The organism is Polaromonas sp. UC242_47, assembly GCF_044452385.1.
GTDB lineage: Bacteria > Pseudomonadota > Gammaproteobacteria > Burkholderiales > Burkholderiaceae_C > Polaromonas.
Map to the genome: position 1 here is coordinate 3,804,660 of NZ_JBIOAO010000001.1, position 20,712 is coordinate 3,825,371.

The window sequence follows — 20,712 nt, forward strand, 5'->3', positions numbered from 1 at the left end:
GCTGCGAACACATGGCCGCGGATCTAGTCCTTAGCCGGGTCCGCGCAGACCAGTTCCAGCCGGTAGCCAAAACCACGGATGGAACGCAGCGCGATGCCGTGCGGCTCCAGCTTGCCGCGCAGGCGCGAGATATAAACCTCGATCGCGTTCGGCGTGATTTCCTTGTCCCAGCCGGTCAGCGCGGCCAGCAGTTTGTCCTTGCTGGCGGGCTTGGGCGCATGGATCAGCAAATACTCCATCACCGTCCATTCGCGCGGTCCCAGCTCGATCAGCTGGCCATGGGCGCTGACCCGGCGGTTGGCGGAATCCAGCGCCAGCGCGCCAAAACTCAGGATCGCGCTGGTGGCCGCCTGGGACCGCCGCAGCAAAGCGCGCAGGCGCGCCAGCAACTCGGGCAACTCAAAAGGTTTGACCATGTAATCGTCGGCGCCTATGTCCAGGCCCTGCACGCGGTCCTGCAAGGCATCACGCGCGGTGAGAATCAGCACCGGCATGGCCAACCCGCGGCTGCGCAGGCGCCGTGTCAGCTCCAGGCCGTCGATGTTGGGCAGACCGATGTCGATGATGGCGGCATCAAAACTCTCATTTTGCAAGACCTCTTCGGCACGTTCGGCATTGCCGACCCAGTCCACCGCATAACCGGCATCGCTCAGCCCCAGCTTGATGCCGCTGGCCAACATCACGTCGTCTTCAACCAGAAGGAGTCGCATCTAGGTTTCCCCCCGAAGCGCCTTCGACGCCTCCCCCTCAAGGGGGCGCCACCTGTGGCCCGGCAAAGCCGGTTCCACGGTGGCCGCTTGAAAGGTGTCCGGGCGCGCCATCAGTAGGGCTAATGAGAGCGGATCATGGTCCCGTAAGCCTGGTCGGTCAGGATTTCCAGCAACATCGCGTGCGGCACCCGGCCGTCAATGATGTGAACCGCGTTGACGCCGCTTTTGGCCGCATCCAGCGCCCCGGCAATTTTGGGCAACATGCCGCCAGAAATGGTGCCGTCGGCAAACAACTCGTCGATTTCGCGCGCCGTCAGATCGGTCAGCAAATTACCGGCCTTGTCGAGCACGCCAGGCGTGTTGGTCAGCAACACCAGTTTTTCGGCCTTGAGCACCGTGGCCAGCTTGCCGGCGACCACGTCGGCATTGATGTTGTAACTCTCGTTCTGCTCGCCAAAACCGATCGGGCTGATAACGGGAATAAACGCGTCGTCCTGCAAGGCCTTGACCACGCTGGGGTCGATGCTGACGATATCGCCGACATAACCGATGTCGTGCTGCTTCGCCGGATCGTCCTTGTCCACCATGTTGAGCTTTTGCGCACGGATCAGGCCGCCATCACGCCCCGTCAGACCCACGGCCTTGCCGCCAGCCTGGTTGATCAGGCCCACGATGTCCTGCTGCACCTGGCCGGCCAGCACCCACTCCACCACTTCCATGGTTTCTTCGTCGGTGACACGCATGCCCTGGACAAATTCGCCCTTTTTGCCCAGGCGGTTCAGCGCCATCTCGATCTGCGGTCCACCGCCATGCACCACCACCGGGTTCATGCCGACCAGCTTGAGCAAAACCACATCCTCGGCAAAATCCGCCTGCAAGGCCGGGTCCGTCATGGCGTTGCCGCCATATTTGATGACCAGGGTCTTGCCGTGAAACTTGCGGATATAAGGCAACGCCTGCGCCAGGATTTCGGCTTTGTCGCGGGGGCCTACGTGGGAGAGGTCGGGGTCGGGGGAAGGTGAGTGGGTCATGGTGTCAGCGGAATGGAAAAATGAGAATCTGCAAATTGTGCCCCATTGCGCGCTCCAGGGGCACATGCAACAGGGCGCCGAAACACAACAGTCAAAAGCCCACTACGCCTCAACCAGAACACGGGGCACTGCCAACTCAACAGGCTGCGGGTGGTAACCATGCACCAGTTCTGTCAGGATACGTTTGATGACTGCTTCGTTGTCCTGGATGGCCGCTTGACGCATGTCCACCAAGATGGGGGCGAGTTCGGACCAAGCCAGAAAATCTTCCCGGGCTTTCATGATGCGTTCATGCGCGGTGCCCTCGGGGTTATCGCCTATCAGCAATTCCTCGTAAAGTTTTTCCCCAGGGCGCAAGCCGGTGATCTGGATTTCGATCTCACCATCGGGGTTGTTATCGTCACGCAAGGTGAAGCCCGAGAGCTGGGCCATGCGCCGTGCCAGGTCGATGATTTTCACAGGCTGGCCCATATCCAGGACGAACACATCCCCGCCGTTAGCCATGGCTCCAGCCTGTAGAACCAATTGGGCCGCCTCGGGAATAGTCATGAAATAGCGGGTGACTTTCTCATGCGTGACCGTCAGTGGACCACCTGCGCGCAATTGCTTGCGAAACAGCGGAACCACGCTGCCACTGCTGCCCAACACATTACCGAAACGCACCATGGCAAATACAGTGCCGTTACGGCATTCCGCGCTTTGCGTGCCATCCGGCATATGAAAGCGCACCGCCGTGCTGGCCGCCAGGGCTTGCAGCACAAGTTCCGCCATGCGCTTGGTAGCCCCCATCACGTTGGTGGGACGAACCGCCTTGTCAGTGGACACCAGTACGAAATGTGTGGCTTCGCTTTCCATGGCCGCACGGGCCATGTTGAGGGTGCCAAAAACATTGTTCAACACGCCTTCTGCGGGATTACTCTCCACCAGCGGCACATGCTTGTAAGCAGCCGCATGGTAGACGGTGGCGGGCCGGTAAAGCAGACAAATTTCCTTCAAGCGCCCAAAATTCCCCACACTGGCCAGCAGCGGGACCACCTCCACCCGCAACTCATGCTCGGCACACAGCCCCTCCAACTCGCGATGGATGGTGTAAAGACCGAACTCATTGTGCTCGACCAGCACCAGTTGCTGCGGCCTCTCCAGAATGATCTGGCGGCACAACTCACCGCCGATACTGCCACCCGCACCGGTTACCAATACCGTCTTTCCGGCCAAGTTGCGAGCCAGCAAGCTTGAATCAGGAGGAACCGGCGCACGGCCTAACAGGTCTTCAACGTCCAGCTCCTGAAAGTCCTGAGCCGTGACCCGACCAGACGCCAGATCACCCATGCCTGGCAGGGTGCGCACATGAACAGGTAACTCCCGCAAGCTGGCAATGATTTCATTGCGACGTGCCCGGTCCAAGGAGGGCATGGCCAGCAAAATGTCAGTCACACCCATGCGTTCTACCGCGGCAGGTACATCCTTCGGACTGATGATGTCAACCCCATTGATACTTCGCCCAGCCTTGGTTTTGTCGTCATCGATAAAGCCCTGCAACACAAACTGGCGCGCCATGCCCAGAGCGGACGCCGTTTGCACCCCTGCCTCCCCTGCACCGTAAATAAGTAGACGGCCCTGCGCGTGGCGAGACTTGCTGGCCCCACCCGCCAGCCAGAACCGGGCCAGCGCACGACTGGTACCCACCAGCAATAAAAACAGGATGGGTTGAATCAACCCGATACTGCGCGGCACACCCGCCCATTGGAACAATAGCAACGCCACAAAAAACAGCACTGTGTAGACCCCCACCGCCTTCGCCGTGCTGACCAGCGCCGCCAGACCTGTATAACGAAAAATGGCACGGTACAGGCCAAAGCGCACAAACAGGGGGAATGCCAGTAGGGGGGCCAGCAGATAGACGTACTTCTGCTGGTATTGCGGCCATCCTGTCTGGTCAATCCTCAAATAGAAGGAGAACCAAACAGACACCAGCGCCAGCACCAAATCAAGCGCCACCACCACCAGACGCTTGACGGGACGAGGCAGTGCCAGCAGTGGTTCCACAATTGATTTATTGAATAGCATTTCGACTTCTTGTTTCACTGACCGCCTGGCCGGGCTCGAGTACAGACCCGGCATCCATCCTGACGCCATAACCCAGAACAGCTCCCGCCTGCATCCAGGCACCGTGTCCCAGCATCGCGCCACCCGCCATGCTCGCGTTCACACCTAAATGGCCGAAATTTTCAACACGGCAATGGTGGTCAACCACCGCACCGCAATTAACGATGACGCCTGCGCCCAGTTGGGCCTCGGTACCAACAATGGCCCCGGCCATGATAACGCTCCCGACGCCAATCACAGCCCGGGGCGACACGATCGCTGTGGGATGGATAACCGTCGCCGACTCAAAGCCTGCAGCGCCAAGCCTGTTATGCATTTCCTCACGCAAGCGGTTGTTGCCAATGGCAACGATGGCTACATCGGCCTGCTGGCGGTAATTGACAAGATCAGCAGTGGGGCCGAAGACTGGCCACGCCCACACTTGGCGCAAATCGGAAGCTGCATCATCCAAAAATCCAGCTAGCTGGAAGACGCCACCGGCCAAAACGGCCTCAGCGACTGAATGGCCATGCCCCCCGGCACCCACAATCAACAAGCGCTTCATGGCACACCATCCATCAATGGGAAACGCCATCCCGACGCAACACCTTCACAAAGGTCATCCAGAGAATGCGAATATCAAACCCCAGCGATTGCCGCTGCAGGTATTCCACATCCAGCTTCACCTTGTCAGGAATTGGCAATTCATCACGCCCGTTGACCTGCGCCCAACCCGTCAGGCCGGGTACCAATTCGTGCACGCCATACCGAGTACGTAACTTAATCAAATCATGTTGATTAAAAAGCGCCGGACGAGGCCCTACAAAACTCATGTCACCCACCAAAATACTCCATAACTGCGGCAATTCATCCAGACTGCTCTTGCGCAGAAAGCCACCAATCGGAGTGAGGTGCGCCTTGGGGTCGGTCAGTAAATGCGTGGCCACTGCGGGCGTGCCCACACGCATACTGCGAAACTTGGGCATTTTGAAAATCTTATTGTGTCGCCCAACGCGATCAGACCAATACAGAGCAGGGCCGCTGGAGGTCAAGCGCACCAATATTGCGACCAACAACACAGGCACAAGCAAAAAACAGGTCGTAAGAAGCGCCAACACCAGATCAAATATTCTTTTCATTTTTCTACTGTCCCGGCTACTGCACGGCGTAAACCTTCGTCCACCGAAATTGGTGGTTTCCAACCCAAAAGACTACGCGCTTTGGAAATATTTACCTGCAAATTGCCGCACAGGCGCTGCACTGCATCCCCCTTACCTAGCAGAGTCGCCCCCGCTTGCAATGCCCAGACAGGAACTGGCAGCAAGTGCGCAGAAACCCCTGCGGCACGCGCAAGGCCACGTACCAGTTCGGTGGTAGACAGGTCACAATCATCACTCACGAAAAATGTTTGATTAGCCGCCTGCGTATGGGTTACGCAAGTGATGATGAAATCCACCAAATTATCCAGCGCCACTAGGCTTCGCTGGTTGTGTACTGCGCCCAGCGGCAAAGGCATGCCACGCTGTACAGAGTGCATAAGGGCAGCAAAGTTGGCTTTTGCCCCAGGGCCATACACCAACGGTGGGCGGATGATGACCACCTCCATGCCAGAATCCAAACCGATTTGGCGTAAACCCTCTTCAGCCTCGTGTTTGCTCTTGCCATAGGCATCCGTTGGGTCGAACACATCTACTTCAGTAAAAGGGCGCCCGGACTGCGTACACTCGCCGTTGACCTTGACTGAGCTAATGAACACAAAACGTTTGACCCCATTTTCGACTGCCTGTCGGGCCAAATTCAGGGTACCTTCCACATTGACGGCACGAAACAGGCTGATCGGATCAGCTTCGGTGTCACGCATGACGTGTACCCGGGCTGCGAGGTGGACCACCGCATTTACATCGCGCAAAGACCCGCCCCAATCTGTTGCGCCATTTATTTCACCAACCACGACTGGCTCAACGTAACTTGGCACAGCCCTGCTGACGCGTAACGCACCTTTGACAGAAAAACCGTGGCGTGCTGCCTGCTCGCACACGGCTCTTCCAACAAAGCCCGTAGCTCCGGTTACTAAAAGATGCAAGGTCATAAATCGTTCATGCCGCTCTGAAATTCAACTTATTGTGTTCACGACGTCATTTACCAATTCGTTCGCGATGTTTGTCCGAGCAAATTTAGCGACAAATCCAAGTCGAGGTTCATTCTGCAGCCGAAGCTGCCTGAAAACCTGTTCAGCCTCGTCTACATTGCAAGGATAAAAAACCGCCGAGTTGTCCAGCTCCGCACGTACGAACTCGGCCGCGTATCCAGAGACTCCAGCCCAAATTGGTTTCCCTATTGCACCATACTCGAATAATTTCGATGGCAAGACTTTTCTGAACGCATCGTAATCATTCAGATGAAGAAACAGCACGTCCGCTGCTTGATAGGCCGCTATCAATTGCGCTCGCTTCATCGGCGGCAATAACTCGACGTTGTCTACCCCCGCACTAGCCAGTGCAGCACGCAGTACATCTTTCCGCCCTCCGTCACCGATTATTTTGAAGCGGATTCGTCCGCGCATTCTCTTGGCCAGATCAGGAATAATCGCGTGCAGCCCTTGGCCTTCACCCAGATTACCGGCATAGAGCACCTCCAGTGATTCGCTCGTTCGTGTACCCGACTCTGGAGCCTTTAGCGATAAAAACTCATCGTCAATCCCATTGGTGAAATAGGAGAATCGTTGCTTGGGGTAACGTGCCGAAAAGTACTGAGCAAAGCCGCGCGACACCAGGTTGACCTTGCTTGCACTGTTTATCGTCAGATGCTCAAGGAGCACGAATACAGGCTTGGCCAGTATCGCAAAATGCCTGGGCAATACATCTTTTATCGTGTCAACAAAGATGTCACGTATATCCAAATACAACGGTATCCGCTTTTTGTACGCAACCCATGCGCCCAACACAGCGGTCATCAAGCGCGATGATGTCGCAAAAACGAGGTCATATTCTTGCGCCCGAGTGTGACGTAGCACCTCCCGAGCAAACACAATAAACGCTCGGGCCTGGTCGAACATCCCGCTCTGGTGCGGCGGCAACGCAATACGAACTATCGACAACCCGGGGGTGCGCTCCTCAGCAGAAGCGTCTACTGAAAAGCTGCTGTAGCGATTGGGCAGGGTTGTCAGCACATCAATTTGCCCATCAACGGACATCTTTTGCTTTAACGCATCGACAAACGCAGTAGTTCGAAATGATCCCGCGCTCAGATCCGGCCTGAAGTAAAAACTCAATACAAGTATTTTCAACCGCCCTCCCCCCATTTGATGCTTGTTCTGACTTTGGAGGCAGTCACCGCGACCACCAGACAAGTGTTTGGCATGGAAACCCCAAAGTACGGATGCCATGTGGTCCGCTCGACAGAAAGACGGCCATCCTCAACAAGCACCTCAACCACCCGCCCCTCAGACAATCTCAATGACACCTTGTCGGTGCTCGTATCCAATACAGTAATTGCCGGATGAAGATGAAACCGTATCTCGGCACGATCGAACTTGCCTGTGACTTCATCTTCAATCACCAGCGATTCATCACTGATCAGCCAGTTGCGCCTATGCAAGTTCCTCCCGGACAGGCGGTGATAACCATCATGGCTCGCTAGAACGTGAACTCCACCTGCTGTTTCTTTGATCCCCAATGTTTGCACTTGCGCTCGCCTCGCCACACGAAACCCGCCCCATACTTCCGACGAATCCTGTCCGTCTATGGCTAAAGTGTTATGCGCGGCAGTGCCGCGTTGGCGCTGACGCTCCAACCCGCTGCCGTAGCAAGAAGTCCCGGAGTTGACCATGACACGCTGGCCGTACACAGAAAGCTCAAACGACAAGGTGTCCGCATGTGCATGTCCAGGAAGATAGCTCGGCCCTACAGGAGCCACATCTACTAGGAGAACGGCGTCTTTTTTTCGAGCCGGACATACCCGCTTTCCACCAATTGCAGGACGCCATGGGATGGCGCTTGATGGACAGGATGCTTTAGTCGTTGCGCATATTCACTCAACGCCATTAGCCTAGGGGCGATACCGAATGCAGCGTCGTTGAAGAAGGCGATCTCACCATCGGGATGACACATCGTCGCAAGCCAGTCGCGCATTTTGTCAACGACCCCCGCCTCGATGATTACCCCCAAGCCGTATGCATTGGCAATATTCTCGATGTCCAGCATGTCCTCCAGGATGACTGCGTGATACATCGGACTGCGCTCGAAATGCCCGCCATCAGCCAATATCTGCTCAGGCATCTCGCGACGCAGGATAGCCAATCCCTTGGTCAACCACTCTCCCGCCTCCTCTTGTTCAAAGAACGCGCCAGCAAATATGAGGGCCTTGGCATTCGCCAAGAGATGATTTCCCAACAAATGGAACTCCAAGCGCTCACTGAGAAAACGGACTTGTATTGCCAGACTGGCGATAGCCCGGGAGGACAGCGCCCCTCCGCCCATGGCCCATTTGATCCAATTGACGATTCGGAGAGAGATGGGGTACGGCTCCCATCCATTTCCATATCCTGGCGGATTTTCCTCTATCCACCTTTCGACCAGGCGCATGTGCCATTCCCGGCGATTCGCCGCCCCTGCGGCATTTAAATCATCGAAATAATGCAAGTTATAAAGCCACAGTTTCTCTACGGCTGAATCGTTCCAGGCAACCTTGTTGACGACCGTCCTGGACTCGCTCAGGAAGACAAACGTATCCTCCGCAACCATGCTTTGCATTCGTTCACATGGCGCCACCCATCCCCCACAACCCTTCCGCACGGGGGTGCGGCCTGAAGATTGGGGCGGGGTCGCTGAAGTCTAAAGCGAAGACGCCCAAAGATTTGGGCGAAACGCAAATGACGAATGGTATGAATGTAAAGTAGCGCTCTCGCTGGGAGGCTCGCCCTGGCGTGCAACGCCGTGCCGTCTTTTGACATGAGACCCGTTATTGCCTGCGGAGCTGCTCTGCCACGTCGATGCTGACCCGCGCCACCTCAAAAACCTCGTCCAACGGAATAGCCGGCACACCTTTTTCTACCGCCTGCAGGAATGCCGCCGTACAGGCGTTTTGCCCCTTGTCCTGCTTCCACAAATTGAGCTTGCTGAAGCCAGGCCAACCATAACCCTTGAGCTTGCGAAAATTATCCAACTGCAGCACGCGACCAGCGGCAAACACCTCGACCCGCTCTTTGGGGAAGCTGGCCGCGCCGTTGGCCAGATAAAGAATGGTTCCGAATGAGCCATCCTCAAAACCAAGGGTGATGGACGCCTTATCTTCAGTAATCACCATGCCTGGCGCGTCACCCATACGGCGCGCCTGGATGGACACGATAGGGCTGCCCGCCAAAAACCGCATCAGGTCAATGAAGTGGCAGGCCTCGCCGATGATACGGCCGCCGCCGACAGCGTTGTCCTGCACCCAGTGGTTGGCGGGAATTGCCCCGGCGTTCATGGTCATAATGAATGACTTAGGTTCTCTGACCGCCTGCAGCAAGGCCCTCATCTTTTGCACCTGCGGCGAAAACCGGCGGTTAAAACCCACCATTAACTGCGGCCCTTTGCCCGAAAGATGTGCCAGCGCATAAGCCGCCTGCACCTCGGCCAATTCGGCGTGGTGAATCGCCAGCGGCTTTTCTACAAATACGTTTTTTCCCGCCTGCAACGCCTGCACAACAAAGCTGGCGTGGGTATCGTGGCGGGTCACGATAGCCACCGTGTTGACAACAGCATCAGCCAACACGGCGGCCATGTCGGTAGAGGCCTCAGCAAAGCCCGCTTTCTCGCCATGGATCACACCATTAATGCCGCCTGCCGTAACAATGGTGTGAAACTGCGCCCCCGCCGTCTTGAATGCGGGAATCAACATGCGTGACGCATAGTTGCCCGCACCAATAAAACCCAGGACTGGACGCTGAGCATCAAACTTCGCACCGGGCACCAATGCCACACGGCGAATGGCCCGATCAATCACCGGCGATGAGTATTGGAGCAAGAAGCCCAGGCCACTCTTGTCTTCGGTGAGCATCTGGTAGGCCTGAGGCGCATTTTCAAACGCAAAGCGGTGTGTGACCAGCGACTTCACATCCAGCTGGCCACTGGCCAGCATGTCAAGCACGGCCTCAAAGTTTCGCTGTTCCGTCCAACGCACGAAGCCCAGCGGGTAATCCTGCCCTTTGTCTTCATAGTTCGGGTCATACCGGCCTGGGCCATAGGAACAAGAGACCTGAAAGGACAATTCTTTCTCATAAAAATCAGCCCGATTCAACTCCAGCCCGGTCACGCCCACCAGAACAATACGACCGCGCTTGCGACACATGCGTGCAGCTTGCGTGACAGGATCGTTGGACTTGGTGGACGCGGTAATGATCACCCCATCCACTCCATTGCCTCGACTTAGTGCCATGCCGGCAGCTACCGGGTCCTCTCCCAAGCCGGGGTTGCAGGTGGCGGCACCATACTGACGGGCCAGTGCCAGCTTGGCTTCATCAAAGTCAATCGCCAGCACTCGGCAACCATGAGCACGCAGCAACTGCAAGGTTAGCAAACCAATCAGGCCCACCCCAGTGACCACGAATGTCTCGCCGAGCGTTGGCTGCGCGAGACGAACCCCCTGCAACCCGATGCTTGCCACCACAACAAATGCAGCAGACTCGTCATCCACTGCATCCGGAATGCGCGCGCACAGGTTTTTTGACACCTTAACAACATCGGCATGGGACCCGTTGGACACCACACGATCGCCTACCTTGAGACCCTCTACCCCCGCACCGACTTCAAACACCACGCCTACATTGCAATAGCCCAGAGGCAAGGGTTGCGCGAGCTTGGACTGCACCGCCTCAATGGTGGTCATCAACCCATCAGTCTGGATCTTCTCCAGCACCATCTTTACCTTTTCTGGCTGCTGGCGCGCTTTATCCAACAAGGAAGCCCTACCAAAGCCGACCAGCATGCGCTCCGTGCCGGCGGAGATCAAGCTGACTGAACTGGCGATCAGAACAGATTCTCGTGAGGCAACTGGTGCAGGAGCTTCCTTAATGTATGTGGCTCCCTTACTCATATCCTGCAAAATTTGTTTCATTTTTTATCCGGGGACTCAAGTCAGGCGGTCGGGACGCCCATAATTAATAAGAACTGCACGATAAGGTCCCTTAAAGACAAACATGCTGCCCGCAGCAGCACCGACCACGCCAACTGAATCAATCAACTCTTGCATGTGCTCAACATTGCCGGAACCTCCCATCATAGAAATGGGTGACGTGATGGCTCCACGGATACTTTTGGCAAGCTCAAGGTCGTACCCCGCCATCTCACCATCTCTGTCTATTGAGTTGATGACGATTTCGCCCGCCCCCAGCTCGACAGCCTGCTGGCAAAACTCTAGTAGGTTCACCTTTTGCTTATCTTGGCCGTTACGGGTATAGACCGTGTAACCGGCAAACAATTTGTTCTTCCGCACATCCAACGTCACAACAACACTTTGCGCACCCACGGCCTCGGCCATTTCCCGAATCAATGCCGGGCGCGTCAACGCGGCCGCGCTTATAGAGACTTTTTCAAAACCCAACGCAATAATCTGCGCGGCCTGCACTGCACTCGTGACCCCCCCCCCGTAACACAGCGGCATGCGGGACTCCACGGCCAGCCCTTTCAGCAATGCAAAGTTCGGCGTGCGCCCCTGTGTAGACGCGTCGATATCAAGAACAATGAGTTCATCGGCTTCTTTTTCATTGAAGATTTTTACCGCATTCAACGGATCACCCACGTATTTTGGGTTCTTAAACTGCCTAGTTTTGACCAACCCTCCATCGTGTATGAGCAGGCACGGGATAATTCGGGATCGCAACATGTTCACAGTTCCGCGAAGTTACGAAAGATGGCCACGCCATTGGCATGACTTTTTTCAGGATGGAACTGCATGCCAAACACGTTTGCCCGTGCCACTGCACAAGGTATTTCCTTGCCATACTCTACCGAGGCAGACACATCCGCAGCATATGTTGCATCGAAGTAATAGCTATGCAGAAAATAAAATCCACGCTCAACATCAACCCCCGCAAACAAAGGCGCATCAGACCTAGGTTTAATAGAGTTCCAGCCCATATGAGGTAACTTTGGGCTGGCTGGAAGCAAACTTGCGTCGATTTTACGAACCCGCCCGGGAATCCAACCCAAACCAGCAAGGGAACCTTCATCACTGGATTCAGCCAATACCTGCATCCCAACACAGATACCCATCACTTTTTTATTATTAATCAACACCTGTTCATTCAGCGTAGCCACCATGCCAGAGTCGTTCAAATAACGCATGGTGGCCTCAAATGCCCCCACGCCAGGCAAAATATATCGCTCAGCTGCAGCCAACTCGTTTAAGTCCTTTGTAACAATATATGGAATCTTAAGTTGCTTATAAATATTCGCAATCGCAGCTATATTGCCTGAACCATAATTGATGATGGCAATCATCTTTTTACGGCCCTTTCGATGCCCAATAACTTAAGCATCTTTGCACCAAAATCAAACAACCATTCCTGATTTTTGTAATCACGATAGGTTTTCAAAGGCATTTGGTGATAGCCACGTAACTCTTCGACCGTAATGCCCAGTTTGGTGGCGATGTATTCAAAGTCCTCATCAATTGTCTCTGAGTCATAGGCAGGCTTCTCCAGTTTTGACAGGGCCTCTTCACGCGTCATTTGGCCTGTGAGAATCAGGCTTGAATACTGAACACGACGGGTATCATAGCCAAAGCGGGTAGGCAACCAATAGCCCTCATAGAAACGCGTGAAGCGTGACTCAAAGTGTTTTTGCGGGTAGGGGCGCCAACCATACAACTCAGATAGAACTTGCGAAGCATGTTCTTTGGTGTAAGGCAAATAGTTGAGAGGTTTAACTACCTGAACACCCTTCACGTACCGAAGATAAACTTTATGAAAAAGAATACTACTGAATGGATAAGTATTAAGTGGGCGTGTGCCAAAACGGCCTTGAATATCTCGCAACTGAGCCATGTCTGTGCCGTAATACAGCCATTCTTTAGGATTGCGAACACATTCGGTTGCGAAGTTTCCACCATTAACAATATATTTAATATTGTGTTTGTCCGCAAAATGATACAGCGTAGCGATGAAGGCGTGATCCTGAGGTATATCTAGGTGCGGCACACCGGATTTGAAAAAAGATAGCTGAAAATCCCGCATCTCCTGCCAATTAATTACCTCTGTGTACAAATCAAGTCCAAGTTTATCCACTAACACTTGAATATTATTAACTGCGAGATCAGTATTCCACCCGCCATCAACGTGGAACACTAATGGGCGAAGATCAAACTCCTTTACAGCGATATGCAGCAGGTACGAACTGTCAAGCCCGCCACTCATGCCCATAATGCAGTCAAAAGGCTTTCCCTTGCCAGCCTCCTTAATTTTTTTAATCATCTCCCGGAACAGCGCCTTACCTGTGTCATTGGGATACCAATTGGGTAAAACGTCAGTTTCGAAACCAGTGCAGTGGTCGCATACGCCATTGGCGTCAAATGTGATGCGGGAATCGGATTGATCCATCACGCATCTCGAACAGATTATTTTTGCTGCCATGCTCAGCGTGTCCTCTCAATAATTTCCAGAAATTTTTTCACATCATTAAAGTGCGGACCTAGCTGATGCAGATACTCATCGTTTAGCGTCCACCACCGGCTCGCGATCAGGCGTTCCACCACGGCCGCGTCGAACCGGTAACGGATCAACCGTGCCGGATTACCCGCCACGATCGCGTATGGTGGTACCGATTTAGTTACCACCGCGCCAGCGCCAACCACCGCACCGTTGCCAATTACCACGCCCGGCAGCACGACGACCGAGCGGCCTATCCATACGTCGTGGCCGACCACCACGCGCTTCACGGGGTCGCGCCGGTGAGTGGAGAATTTAGTCTTGACGCTGTCACGGCCCTCATAGAACACTGGCGACATGCCAACCCATTCCATGGGGTGCCTTCCGCCGCCGATGACAACACCATTGGCGATGGACGTGAAGCTGCCGATGTCGGCGCAAGAAATGTCGCAGTCGTAGCCGCAGAAGCTATGGCGATCCATCGTTGAACTATAGAAGGCGGTGCCCGATTCAAGCTTCGACGTGGGATGCACCTGCGAGCCCTTAACAGCACGCAATCGAAGCTTCTTGAACAGCTTGAAAAAGAACCATGATATTACGTCAGTCGCAGAGCTGCGCACGCCTTCTTGCACATTGTCTCTCACCTTGCACCTCCGTCGTGGAGTACGGACTGTGAATTTATTTGTCCAATTTCGCAGGTCTCACGCGACTGCTTAGTCTGGCCTAACTCGTGGCCCAACATCCAAATGAAATAGACCGACGCGAAGAAAAAATAGTTCGTGACAATCGCGCCCGACTGCGACAACCCAAGTAGGGGAAAAGATAAAATCGCCATCACCTTCAGGCGATCGATCTCTCTGATGCTGCGCTTGAACAGTTTGCTCAGAGCCCAAAAGACCATGGCAAGGTAGCCAAATAGAACCGGGTACCCAAAGTCAACAATAAACTGTAGCAGTGCGTTATGTGCACTCTTGGCACCACCTAGCTCGTATTGAGGCATCGTCAGTACAAGCCAAGAGCCGCCGGCACCCAGTCCAAATCCGAACGATTTGAGGTACTCGATGATGACGAAGATCGCCGCGTCGGTTCGGTTATTCAGGGAACCCCATTGCTCGTCAGAGGCTTGCAACGAAAAAATTCTCGTAATCGGGTCTACCAGCAGATCGCCGAGGGTGTAGGTATCGTTCAAAAAATTGATCGGCACCCCGCTCAATGACACGATGCTTACCACGACAAGTGCAAACAGCGTGCCAAAAAACGCAAACCACACTTTGGGTGTGATACTGACCGTGCGGCAGACCCTGAAAATCGAATAAATAGGCAACGAGACAAGCATCAGCGAAAGCAATGCGGCCTTCGAGTCGTTGTAATAGAGGACGAGAATAGTGATCAGAACGACCGTCCATCGGACCATTCCCTTGTAGCGGTCCAGCGTGAGCGCAAGCCAAGCGACTATGCAGAGCACTATCGCCACATCGTTCTGGTTCCAGAAGAATGCCCTTAGTGACGCTTCGTCTGTTTCATCGATGTACAGGTTTGGATAAATGGTTGTCCCGACGAAAAATTCGACCAGCAGGTTAAGGAGCAAAAAAACGTAGAACCATTCCACGAAGCGCAGGTACTGCGCGTCGAAGTCGACGTTTTGCGATTTCATGTCCACCATCAGAACCAGCAGAATGAACAGGTACAGGTAGTGAACGATAGACGGGAAGAACTGCGAGTAGTCCAAACTGTATGCCGTGGCCAAAACAATGTTGTAGACGAGGAAGATGGCAAACAGCCCGAGCCAGCGTATCACCTTCATTGGCCTCAGAGCGAACAAGACGATCAAGCAAACCGGAGCGAGTATCCGGTATAGCGTCAAAGGGTTCTCCATCTCAGGGCGCAACACCACGTTGCCAATACCGGCGATGAGAAGAATGTAGAAGAGTACCCTCATAGGCCGTCCAACCCCAATGGCATATTCGTCTGCTGAGGTTTCAGAAATCGGGTGATCATATCCACCAATCCGTCCAAGTCGACAATTGTTTCGCTGTTGTCGAATGCGATAGCGGGATAAATTAGTTCCCCGCGCAGTAAAACCTTACATCCCTTAAAGGACGGATCAATCTGACAAGTCGAGAAAAATGAGGCGAACACCGTCCCCGAGTGTCCGTTTACCTCTTCGAGGTGCAACAGCAATTCGAAGCCCTCCGGGGCGAGGGATTGGTGCTTGTTCGGGTGTGGCCTGTAGAGCAGACGCACTTCGGGCAACCCTGCAAACTCGGCATTCAGACGAGCAACTGCGCCAGCCTCATTACTAGCAATAACTTCACCGACACCGTCGAAAACCTGGCTCAGAAAAACAAAATTAATGGTTTGGCCATGGCTACCTGACATATTGCCCTGACGAAGCTCTGCACCAGCCTTGGCGGCTTTGTCGTTGAGCGTACGCAAGGTATAGCAACATGGGCGAACCGCATGGTAATACTGGGCCTGCCGTTCAGTGACGACATGAAATTCCTGATACGCATGCACCGGAAAGTATTTCCCCACGCCATGCGCGCTGTTAATCACACGCACAGGAAAGCGCGCAAGCGTGCGCGCAAAGTCGAGACTGCCAATATCAAACTCGTCCGAAAGCTGGATAGTCTTGATGCCCAACGCTACCACTTGATATGCATGCCGCACTTGTGCCCGCGACTCCAATTGCTGCAGTGAGCGGACATCACGCCGCGCAAGAAAACTGACAAGATCCCTCGGGCTATAGTGATAGCCGGCCAACTTGAACCGGTAGCCTTTCTCGCGCAGGAAACGCAAGTACCGGAATTGCCTGCGAACGCTGATAGGAAACGGATAAACGGCCCGGACGACGCCAATCTCCTCGGGATCAAACACGAGCTCAATGTCATCCACGTAGCACTTGCGATAGATGTGCACGCCGCTCATGCGACTGGGCCTGCCTGAAAAACTTCCAAGCACATGAAAAATCCAGTGTGCGGCGACTTTCATCAGCACCGTCACCACCTGCTTCGGGCGCAGCTTCTGCACAAAAACATCGACAAGCTGCGGCGCGGTGTGTTGGTTCCCCGCCAGATAAGCATCAGGAGCTGAGCGGAAGAAGTCAGACTCCCGCTCATAGAACGTCTCGTCGTAGCGGTGCGACCAGTTGACACGTCGATGGAATTGGTATTTCGCATCACCAAACCGGCTCGCGGCCTCGATCAAGCGCGCCGCGAAAGCGGCCGACTCGCGTAGTAAGGGAATCTCGATATGGCGCATATCAGCGTCCGAGCCTCCAGGGCATGGGCACAGCTTTCGCAGCCACGGTCCAGACCAGCAAAAACATCAAAGCATTGTTCACCAGGAACGAAGCCCCCGCGCCTTGCAGCCCGAAGGCCGAGGTTAGTGTGTAGGAGATCACACTGCCCGCCACCGCCGTGGTGCCCGTCACCAGCGACAGGCGTCCGGTCCGCTCGGCATAGAACATGTAGTTCACCACCGAGTAGTACATGCCTTGAAGCACGAAGCCGGCAACCATCCAAGGGATGAGCGCACGTGCGGCTGCGAATTGCGCACCGATCAACGCGTCGAAGAAGAGGTGAGCCGCACCAGCCACGAGTACACCTATCCCGGCCAGCACCATGTAAAGCTGATAAGTTCGCTTCACGATCATGCGTCGCACTTCCGGCGACCCTTTTGAGAGTTGCTCGAAGAGCCAGGGGGCCAGCGCCTTGTTCAGTGGTTCGATAAGTGCGATCATCCCCATGCCGACCTGCATCGCCACCATATAGATACCTAGGCTCTCGGCCCCCAGCAGAGAGGAGACGACCAGCCGATCCATGTAAGTAATGGCCGTACCGGCCACAATGTGCGGCAACATCGGCACGCCGAAGGCCACGAGGTCCCTCAGGCGCGCGCGGTCCACGTTTCCGCCCACATGACCTCGGCGCATGCAGTAGTAGAGTCCCACCAGTACGCTGGCGGTGATAGCCGCAACGTACGAATAGATGCGAGATCCTGAGTCCGCGGCTACCAGAAAAATCAGGCCCACACACAGCACAAACTCGAACATCCCTTGTACAACTCTCGCCTTGAGGTACAGCATTGGCTGTCCCGATGACTGGAAGATAGCCAGGAAGATGAAATTCAGGTTCAGGAAGAATGCTGCGAGGACAGCCAGCATCGTGTAGCCCAGTGAAAGTCCCAATACATGTGACAGCACTGGGTAGAGCAACACAACGATCACTGCAGCCGCGGCATTTGTTGCCACGATCGCTGTGATCGAACTTGAAACCAATACTCTGAACTGCGCGGTGGTCGTTTTGAAGAAGCGCACGGACACGAAGCCATGCGCACTCAAACCAGTCAAATTGGCGAGCAGCGCAGTGAGTATGAGAAAAGAAGTTACCTCGCCAAACTGCAGCGGTGTCAACCTTGTCGTCAGGATGGGGAGCAGCAAGAAGGGTGTCAGGCCCACTACCGCGAAAGCGCATGCATAGATAAGAATCGACCGACGAACAGGGCTGGTCATGATCGGCGTAGCGGCGCAATGAAGCTCCTCAGGACTGCTAGACCGACTTCGCCGCTTTTTTCTGGATGAAACTGGCAACCCACCACATTGTCACGACATACCACCGCCGCGATCGGCATGCCACCGTAGTTGCAATCGGCCAGACGATACGTGAGCGACGCTGGAACGGCCATGTAGGAATGCACGAAGTAGACCGCTTCACCGAGAGAAATATCGGCAAGCAGCGTGCCTTGCCAAGATTCTTCCTGTCCTGGCAACATCAATTCATTCCAGCCAATGTGTGGTATTTTCTGGGTCGCTCCCGCCTGGGTCAATGTTGGCATCGTGACTACACGCCCGGGGATTAAGCCTAACCCGGCAGTAGTTCCAAACTCTTCGCTTTCATCAAACAACATCTGCATGCCCAAGCAGATGCCAAGCAACGGTGTACCGCTAGATGCCACCTTTTTAACAACAAGGTCTAAACCATGGGCCTTTAGCGCTGCCATTCCATCTGCAAAAGACCCTACGCCAGGTAACACGACCCGGTCGGCTGCATGTATCTCTGTTGGATCAGATGTGACGGATACACGTGCACCACAGTGCGCGAGTGCCCGACTGACACTCAACAAGTTGCCAACCCCATAATCAATCACCGCCACACTAATCATTTCCAAACTTCCTGACGTGGATGCCCGCACTGCGTGCTGTGCTGCGGATGTCTTTCATTGTGGCTCTGCGATAGTGAAGTATGTCAGCCATCGCAACGGCATCTGCTCCACCCGTCTGGACCACGTCAATCAAGTGCTCCGGCACACCCATCCCTCCGCTGGCAATAACGGGTACTGACACCTCACTTGTCACCGCGTGAACCAAGGAGATATCAAACCCCTTGCGCGTCCCTTCTTGGTCAACCGACGTAAGCAGCACCTCACCGGCGCCGAGCGCGACACCGCGCTTGACCCACTCGATGACATCCAGGCCGGTGTCCTCTCTGCCGTTGTCGGTGAAAACTTCCCAGCGATCCGGTCCGAGTCGTTTGGCTTCGATCGACAGCACCATGCATTGGCTCCCGAAGCGGCGGGCGATGTCGGTAATCAGGCTCGGGTTGGCTACGGCAGCGGTATTGATTGCGACCTTATCAGCACCGCAACGCAGCAGATGTGTCGCGTCGTCGATCGAGCGGACACCGCCGCCGACCGTTATTGGGATGAACACGTCCTGTGCTGCGCTTTGCACTATTTCGCCCAAGCTGTTGCGGCCATACAGACTGGCTACGCAGTCGATGTAGATGAGCTCGTCTGCGCCCTGCTCGTAGTAGAGCTTTGCGTACTCGTTGGGTTGACCGATCACGCGCAAGCCTTCAAGGTGAATGCCCTTGATGAGGTTAGGGCCCTTGATGTCGAGTCTCGCGATGAGACGCGTGTTGCTCATCCCGCGTGAACTGCTTGATCCCACGGATTGTGGCGCAGTTTCCATTGTCCCCCTTCAACTTTCCAAAGGTGCGGTGAGCGGAAGCGGTCGCAAAGTGCGAGAAATTCATCCCGAGACATATTGATGTACTCAAGAAATTCTTTTTCGTAACGCGCCGGATACTCACCTTCGTATCGACGCATCAACGCCATGGCTTCGTCCTTGTTGATGTGATGGTTGCGAATTTCCTGGGCTGAATCCATCATTGCCCGACCGACGCCAAACTTGATCCAGCGTGTGAAGTAGAAGAAACCGTCAACCTTGTCGTCCAAGCTATTGTACTTTGAGTAGGTCCCTTCAGTACGAACAGGATTGGCTTCGAAGCCAGTGTTTTCCACTGCGTAGTAGTAAGCCTCTTGTGGTACCCACTTCTTGTAGTAGCCGAGGTATTTGAAGTCAATACCCTTGCGCTGCAGCACTTCCGGGTCCATTGGCAGATAGCTTTTCAGGTCGGCCATCTCCACGCCTTCGTCCATGTACTCCCCGATCGGTTTCCCTCCGAGAAAAATATCGCGTACGTCCCGGCCGCCAATATAGTCCAACGAAAAACCTTCGCCGTCTCCGCCCTCGGCACCGGCCGCATAGCTGGAGGTCTCGTGGGAAATTTTTTCGCCGTATTCTCCAGGCATTTCGCCGTAGAAGATCAAAGGAATATTCAGCTGTGCCGCCATCTTCGCGACGAAGGTCTTTTGGCCCAGGATGAACGGTTGGAAGGGGTGCAGCAGGTTGATCGTCGCGTTGCGCGTTAGCAGGCGATGGATCTTGCCGTTGGGGGTGTAAAGGAAGTTATCAAATCCGCCAACGTGCAGCCAATTTTGGAAATTTTTCCAGCCAATGTCAGTATAGAGGTGCGGTGACCATGTCACCGTCAGTGGGTGCATGCCGTACTTGTATTTCAGCAGGTGCGACTGCATGGCGCTGTCTTTGCCACCACTACCTCCAACGATGCAGTCGTAACTGCCATCATCGCGGCGAAACTGCTTGCACAGCTCGAGCAATTCGCGCTCGCGTTCGTCCCAGTCGATCTCACCGGTTTCCTTTAGCATGTTGAAACGGCATGCGTGGCAGACGCCCTCGTCGTCGAAGCTCAAGGTGGTCTTCGTTGAATCCTTGCTATGCGTGTACTCGTTGCTCGACATCGGCTGCTGATTCGACATATTGCAAATCCTGCAAAACTTTACGTACCGGGGCATCCCATAAAGCACGTCGAGTTCTTGCTCAGGTTTCGTAAATCGGGACAGATCAGTATCTGGGCTTGGGCCTATTTCCATTGTGTTTCCTTCGGGGGATGAGGTG

General features: G+C 54.7%; 20 protein-coding genes. All 20 read right to left on the minus strand.

The features are described from left to right. Positions 1-23 precede the first annotated feature (23 nt). On the minus strand, positions 24-710 hold the full coding sequence (locus ACHMXK_RS18430; protein ID WP_397441966.1) for a response regulator: 687 nt from the start codon (positions 708-710) through the stop codon (positions 24-26). Positions 711-829: 119 nt separating this feature from the next. Continuing rightward, a complete protein-coding gene (argB, locus tag ACHMXK_RS18435) occupies positions 830-1,741 on the minus strand; it encodes an acetylglutamate kinase (protein WP_397441967.1) in 912 nt (303 codons plus the stop codon). Between the two features lie 102 nt (positions 1,742-1,843). Further along, a complete protein-coding gene (locus ACHMXK_RS18440) occupies positions 1,844-3,808 on the minus strand; it encodes a polysaccharide biosynthesis protein (protein WP_397442561.1) in 1,965 nt (654 codons plus the stop codon). Beyond that, positions 3,795-4,391: a NeuD/PglB/VioB family sugar acetyltransferase gene (locus ACHMXK_RS18445; protein WP_397441968.1), complete on the minus strand. Its 597-nt coding sequence runs from the start codon at positions 4,389-4,391 to the stop codon at positions 3,795-3,797. Before ACHMXK_RS18445 ends, ACHMXK_RS18440 begins: the two co-directional genes overlap by 14 nt. Positions 4,392-4,404: 13 nt before the next feature. Further along, positions 4,405-4,965: a sugar transferase gene (locus ACHMXK_RS18450; protein ID WP_397441969.1), complete on the minus strand. Its 561-nt coding sequence runs from the start codon at positions 4,963-4,965 to the stop codon at positions 4,405-4,407. Continuing rightward, positions 4,962-5,915 carry a UDP-glucose 4-epimerase family protein gene (locus tag ACHMXK_RS18455; RefSeq protein WP_397441970.1) on the minus strand — a complete coding sequence of 318 codons (954 nt, stop codon included), beginning with the start codon at positions 5,913-5,915 and terminating at the stop codon, positions 4,962-4,964. The genes ACHMXK_RS18450 and ACHMXK_RS18455 overlap by 4 nt, the downstream gene beginning before the upstream one ends. Positions 5,916-5,939: 24 nt before the next feature. Next, the gene (locus ACHMXK_RS18460) at positions 5,940-7,211 is read right to left on the minus strand and encodes a glycosyltransferase family 4 protein (RefSeq protein WP_397441971.1); all 1,272 of its coding nucleotides are present in this window, start codon (positions 7,209-7,211) and stop codon (positions 5,940-5,942) included. Then, on the minus strand, positions 7,109-7,741 hold the full coding sequence (locus tag ACHMXK_RS18465) for a heparinase II/III family protein (RefSeq protein ID WP_397441972.1): 633 nt from the start codon (positions 7,739-7,741) through the stop codon (positions 7,109-7,111). Before ACHMXK_RS18465 ends, ACHMXK_RS18460 begins: the two co-directional genes overlap by 103 nt. Positions 7,742-7,746: 5 nt before the next feature. Next, positions 7,747-8,577, minus strand: a complete 831-nt coding sequence (locus tag ACHMXK_RS18470) for a heparinase II/III family protein (protein ID WP_397441973.1) — start codon at positions 8,575-8,577, stop codon at positions 7,747-7,749. Positions 8,578-8,785: 208 nt separating this feature from the next. Beyond that, complete coding sequence (locus ACHMXK_RS18475; protein WP_397441974.1) at positions 8,786-10,921, minus strand: bi-domain-containing oxidoreductase; 2,136 nt, start codon at positions 10,919-10,921, stop codon at positions 8,786-8,788. Between the two features lie 15 nt (positions 10,922-10,936). After that, complete coding sequence (locus tag ACHMXK_RS18480; protein ID WP_397441975.1) at positions 10,937-11,689, minus strand: AglZ/HisF2 family acetamidino modification protein; 753 nt, start codon at positions 11,687-11,689, stop codon at positions 10,937-10,939. Positions 11,690-11,691: 2 nt separating this feature from the next. Further along, the gene (hisH, locus tag ACHMXK_RS18485; RefSeq protein WP_397441976.1) at positions 11,692-12,306 is read right to left on the minus strand and encodes an imidazole glycerol phosphate synthase subunit HisH; all 615 of its coding nucleotides are present in this window, start codon (positions 12,304-12,306) and stop codon (positions 11,692-11,694) included. Further along, positions 12,303-13,436 (minus strand): N-acetyl sugar amidotransferase, encoded by a 1,134-nt coding sequence (locus ACHMXK_RS18490; RefSeq protein ID WP_397441977.1) that lies wholly within the window; start codon positions 13,434-13,436, stop codon positions 12,303-12,305. The genes hisH (ACHMXK_RS18485) and ACHMXK_RS18490 overlap by 4 nt, the downstream gene beginning before the upstream one ends. 2 nt (positions 13,437-13,438) lie before the next feature. Next, on the minus strand, positions 13,439-14,083 hold the full coding sequence (locus ACHMXK_RS18495; protein ID WP_397441978.1) for a CatB-related O-acetyltransferase: 645 nt from the start codon (positions 14,081-14,083) through the stop codon (positions 13,439-13,441). Between the two features lie 8 nt (positions 14,084-14,091). Beyond that, a complete protein-coding gene (locus tag ACHMXK_RS18500) occupies positions 14,092-15,390 on the minus strand; it encodes an O-antigen ligase family protein (protein WP_397441979.1) in 1,299 nt (432 codons plus the stop codon). Continuing rightward, entirely contained in the window at positions 15,387-16,712 is a 1,326-nt protein-coding gene (locus ACHMXK_RS18505) for a hypothetical protein (protein WP_397441980.1), read from the minus strand. The genes ACHMXK_RS18500 and ACHMXK_RS18505 overlap by 4 nt, the downstream gene beginning before the upstream one ends. Position 16,713: 1 nt before the next feature. Continuing rightward, complete coding sequence (locus ACHMXK_RS18510) at positions 16,714-17,964, minus strand: lipopolysaccharide biosynthesis protein (RefSeq protein WP_397441981.1); 1,251 nt, start codon at positions 17,962-17,964, stop codon at positions 16,714-16,716. Continuing rightward, positions 17,961-18,614: an imidazole glycerol phosphate synthase subunit HisH gene (gene hisH, locus ACHMXK_RS18515; RefSeq protein WP_397441982.1), complete on the minus strand. Its 654-nt coding sequence runs from the start codon at positions 18,612-18,614 to the stop codon at positions 17,961-17,963. The genes ACHMXK_RS18510 and hisH (ACHMXK_RS18515) overlap by 4 nt, the downstream gene beginning before the upstream one ends. Further along, positions 18,607-19,377, minus strand: coding sequence for an imidazole glycerol phosphate synthase subunit HisF (gene hisF / locus ACHMXK_RS18520; protein ID WP_397441983.1), 771 nt, complete (start codon positions 19,375-19,377; stop codon positions 18,607-18,609). The genes hisH (ACHMXK_RS18515) and hisF overlap by 8 nt, the downstream gene beginning before the upstream one ends. After that, complete coding sequence (locus ACHMXK_RS18525; RefSeq protein ID WP_397441984.1) at positions 19,374-20,687, minus strand: N-acetyl sugar amidotransferase; 1,314 nt, start codon at positions 20,685-20,687, stop codon at positions 19,374-19,376. Before ACHMXK_RS18525 ends, hisF begins: the two co-directional genes overlap by 4 nt. Positions 20,688-20,712: the final 25 nt, after the last annotated feature.